This window comes from Candidatus Zixiibacteriota bacterium (assembly GCA_035380245.1).
Lineage (GTDB): Bacteria > Zixibacteria > MSB-5A5 > GN15 > FEB-12 > DAOSXA01.
On the sequence record DAOSXA010000012.1, the window covers coordinates 7,678 to 12,149 of the forward strand.

Here is a 4,472-nt window from a genome sequence, read left to right on the forward strand (position 1 = left end):
CGATTTCGGCCTGCGCCTTCGCCTCGTTGATAGCGATGTCGGAGGCGGCGCGCTGGGCCTTCGTCTGAAGGTCCACGGCGGCGCGCTCCGCGTTGATTCGAAGTTGCTCTTGGGTCTTGGCTGCGCGCATAGCATTCAGACTGTCCGTCTTCAGCGCTTCTACCTGAGCGTCCATCTCGGCCTTGGCCAGCTCCACCTGCTGTTCGGCGGTCAGCGCGCGACGCTCGGAGTCCTGCAACTGCTCCTGCCGCTGGCGCTCCAGCTCGGCCTGTTCCTTGGCCAGCTGCTCAAGCCGCTTCTTAAACATCTCGTAGAGCGCGACGCCCTGCTTGAGAATTCCAACGGCTTCCTGCACAAACGCCTTGCGAGTCGGATCCATCTGCAGGGCCTGGATGTGGCCCTCCATGTTCGGAAGCGCCGCTCCGAGGTACAATGCGCCACGCTGGGCGTCGACGTTCTCCATACCCTGCTCCTGAATCGCCTGGAGCATCTGCAGAAGCGGCTGGGCATGCGTCTTGAAATGGATGGTGTGTACCTGATCGGACCCAACCGGAATCTGCAGGCCCGACCCGAACGCCGCGTTCTCCAATGCCGCGATCGAATGCTCGTTGGAGCCGATCTCGTCCCGGCTCTTCATCGGAGCGAACTTGTCGACGTCCTCATAGGACGACTGCGCCGCAACGAACTCGCGCAGTACTTCCCTGCGTCCGCGTTCGTCCAGGTCTCCGCGAATCTGCATCAGATTCGTGAGCGCCTGCTGACGGGCCTGTGGACTTCCGCCGCCGATAGGCTTGGTCGCCGTGATGCGCCACTTGTCGGGGTCAAGCAGGAGTTCGAGCGGGACGCCGCGCTCCACGCAGCGCCGAACGAACAGCAGCGCCATATCCTTGCCGGGTCGGCTCGTTTCGTCGAGCAGGTAATCAACGGAAACCAGGCGCCGGTACACCTCGCGATAGAGCATCTGCAGGTGCTTGGCGTAGAAAACGGTCTGCTGGCTCTCCCCCCGAGCGGCGCGAGACGCGCGGTCTTCGATCTCGGTGGCGGACACCGGGCGATTCGAGGCCGCCGGGTCCTCCTGGTAGTCCTTGGCCTCCCGCGTGTTGTTCTGCACGAGGTCGGAGCTTACGCGACGAAGCGTGAGCAGGTCGCCGATCTTGGGCTGGAAATTCTGCTGCTGAAGAGTCAGCTGCGGATCGAGCACCGTGAGGATGCCGTTTCGGACGACGCGCAGCTTGTCCCGGGCCATCGCCGAGCTGGGCTGAACCAGGAGCGTGGCGGCAGTCATGCCCGCGTCCATCGCCCGGCCGAGGAACCGGTTCGACAGGTCGCAGTGCTGCTCCAAGTAGGACGCGATGCCGCGACACGAACGGAGGTACCCGTCGCCATAGCTGAAAGGAAGGAGCCAGAGAACCTGGGACATGCTGTCGTAGCGGTCCGGGGCTGCGAACAGGAACCCGTCCTTCTCCCCCTCCAGCCGGGCGAAGATCTTGTGTGTCACCTTGCGAGTGTCCGTCTCCTGGTAGACGATGTGGACGACCTCGACAGGGTCGAACTCGTGGGCCTGGAACGTGAAATCGTTGTTGCGGTAGCTCTGCGAGAGGGACTCCCACAGGTTGCCCTGAAGCGAACCGCGACCGTCCGTGCTCTGGCCCTCCTTGCCGAAGTACACGCGCTTCAGCACATCCTTTACTCGGGTCGGATCCCAGCCGGATTCCCTGGCCTGCTCTTCGTCCTCGATGATTCGGAACAGCTCGCCGGCCGTGAACTCATCGTCCAGGCAGAAAATCGAAAGTCGATCGGGGTCGGTCCCGGCGCGAGGATCGAACTTGAACTTCGAACGCGGAAACGCCTTGGGGCGCCAGTCGGTCTCGTCGGGGAACAGGGCGACGCCGAATCCGTAGGCGTCGGATTCGCGTCCGGCCTGGTCGAGCATCGGGTAGAACCCGGTCCAGTCATCCCGAAGCAGCCGCGTGAACTCTTCCTCGACCACCCGCTCGTAGGGTCGCTCGATGTCGTCCTGGCGGAACGGGAAGTTGCGGTGGACCCGCACGATCGTGGGAACCTCGTAGTAGGACGCGAACCGGCGGAAAGCGCGGTCGTCAAGAACGGCGCGAAGCTCCAGGAAGTTGACGTTGGTGACGTAGCCGAGGCCCTTCTCCGAAAGCATGTCCGGGTCCCACGGCGGCTTGCCGTCGATCTGGCCGCGAATGCGGTCGCGACGGAAGGCGTCCTCGGCGTCCGAGTCGCTGAGCTGGCTATAGATGTGGCGCGCGGCTTCGATCGTGGCGACGCGATCCGGCGTGGGTGCGCCCGAGGCGGTCACGGTCTGCAGCTCTTCCTTGCTTAGGTCGTCAGCCATCGCGAAGCTCCTCTTTCACCCAGCACCCTTCGGGGAACGCAAACCCATCCAGCGGCTTCACCTTGCTGGCGTCGAGCTGGATGGCCACGGGAAGGAGGCCGCCGCTTACGCGGCACACCCGGAGGTTCCGATCGTGCGGCGTCCGGCGTCCCGCGTTGCGAAACGTACGAAACTCGTCCAGTAAACCGTTGCAGGTGATGCACATATGAAGATCATGCTGCTTGCACTTCTTGCACGCCGCCGCCCGGGCGTCGATGGTCTGCATCAACTGCGGCCCGGCCTTGTGCTCCTTCAACGCGGACGCAACCATCGCGTGGGTCGCATTCTTGACCGTGAAAAACGTAGGATTCGAAATCGTCGGCTTCCCTGTGCAGAACCCCTCCGGCAGGCTCTGGCACATAAAGTCCTCAAGCAGCGCCTCGACGTCGCCATCCGGCGTCTTTCCAATCTCGGCGTAGGCGTTCCGGATTCGCAGGACGCAGTCGTCCTTGCTGAACACGCTCTCCACGAACTTGCCTCCGGGTACCTGGTAGAACCACCGGCGCCCGGGCGGCACCGCGTACGGGGTGCGAAAGCGCTGTAGGGACTTGGGCACCGGGCTACTCCTGCAGCTCCCATCCGGCGGGGTACGCCGACGGGCTGTAGGCGTTGGCGTCGATCAGACTCACGTAGTTCGCGCCTTCGAACTCTACACAATCCCCGATCGCGTAGGCGTCGTGCGCGCCGGTGGGCTGCACAAACGGAGGGCACCCGCTCGGGCCGGCGGGCGGGAGATACAGGAACAGCGCGGGCACGAGCGGGGGCGACCAGTCGGCTTGCGTTACGTGCCCCTGAATGACGCGGTAGACGTCCGTGCCGTCGTAGGTGTAGAACTCGCCGGGGTGGACCTGCCGCCCAACGTTGTCCTCCCACCGGGGGAACGCTGCAGCCAAATCTTCAATGTCCTCAAGCACCGCGTTCGTGGGAATAGACGCCGCCAAGGAACGCTGCAACGCACGAGTGCGGGCGCGCTCCGCCGGCAGCCGCTGAAGGAACGCGGCGATCTGGTCCTCAATCGGGACAACCGGACTGGCCGAGTCGGACACCACGACGGGCACCCCGTCGGTGCTGACCAGCACGCGAGCAGTCCCTGTCACCTCTCCGGTGTCGTCCACCACGAGCGCTATGGAGCTGGACAACGCCTGGGCCTGCCGGGCCTCTCCGTCCGTCATTGCCAACGCTTCCAGGAACTCCGCGGGCACGTCGGTCTCGTCGTGTCTCGCCGCGTCGTCCCACCAAGTCGTCGAATACCGGGACAACTCGAGATCCAGCCCCGAGAGCAGCTCACGGTACTTTGCCGCCAGCGCCACTCCGAGCCGCTCGTCCACCAGGGCCTTGGCCTCTTGGAGACTTGGGGTCTGGGGGACTGGGTCGCCGGGTAGCGCATCGAGCAGAGCAAAGTATTCGTTCTCCAGCACTTTTAGCCTTGGGGACTTGGCGGCCTGGGCGCCGGCGTCCAGCGACGCCTCCCAGGCGTCCAGGATCGCCTGCGCCTCCTCCGGAGGCAGCAGGTTGCCGAGATCCGGGGCCGGGATATTGCGCAGCTTGTGCCGGATCCACTTGATCTGCGTCTCGCCGCCGCGCGTCACCAGCTGCGCCGGGCTGCCGCGCCGGTTCAGCAGGGCCGGGTCAAGCCCGTTCTGCGCCATGTACGCCTGAACTCCAAGCTCGACAGGCCCGGCAAAGACGGACGCTGCCAAAAACGATACCACAGCAAACAACGCTTTTTTCATCTTTGTCTCCCTACTCTACGATCCCAATGGCCTGGCGCAGGATCACGACGCCGGAATAGCCATTCCCGCCAGAGAAGAAACTATTAGCTCCCGGCCCACCGCCGCCTCCTCCGCACCCATAGTAGCCTGCGTTGTAACCAGCATGCCCATTCCAGCCACCATGGCCTGCGTTTACCCCCGGATTTCCAGCCAGGTCCGAATTGAGAGTCCAGACGCCGCCGCCGCCTCCAGACCCATAGGTTCTCCCATAACTATGAATATCGGAAAAATACCCGGAAGCCCCATTTCCGGCTCTATCATCGTTTGCGGTTGACGCACTCCCGCTGTTTCCGTTCCCGCCG

Annotated in this window: 3 protein-coding genes; all 3 read right to left on the reverse strand. The window is 64.0% G+C overall.

Annotation, left to right across the window (positions count from 1 at the left end):
• A partial coding sequence (locus tag PLF13_14670) for a hypothetical protein (GenBank protein HOP08512.1) occupies positions 1 to 2,359 on the reverse strand: 2,359 nt, incomplete at its 3' end.
• The gene (locus PLF13_14675) at positions 2,352 to 2,954 is read right to left on the reverse strand and encodes a hypothetical protein (protein ID HOP08513.1); all 603 of its coding nucleotides are present in this window, start codon (positions 2,952 to 2,954) and stop codon (positions 2,352 to 2,354) included. The genes PLF13_14675 and PLF13_14670, both read right to left, overlap by 8 nt.
• A 4-nt stretch (positions 2,955 to 2,958) precedes the next feature.
• Positions 2,959 to 4,131, reverse strand: coding sequence for a hypothetical protein (locus PLF13_14680; GenBank protein HOP08514.1), 1,173 nt, complete (start codon positions 4,129 to 4,131; stop codon positions 2,959 to 2,961).
• Positions 4,132 to 4,472 lie beyond the last annotated feature (341 nt).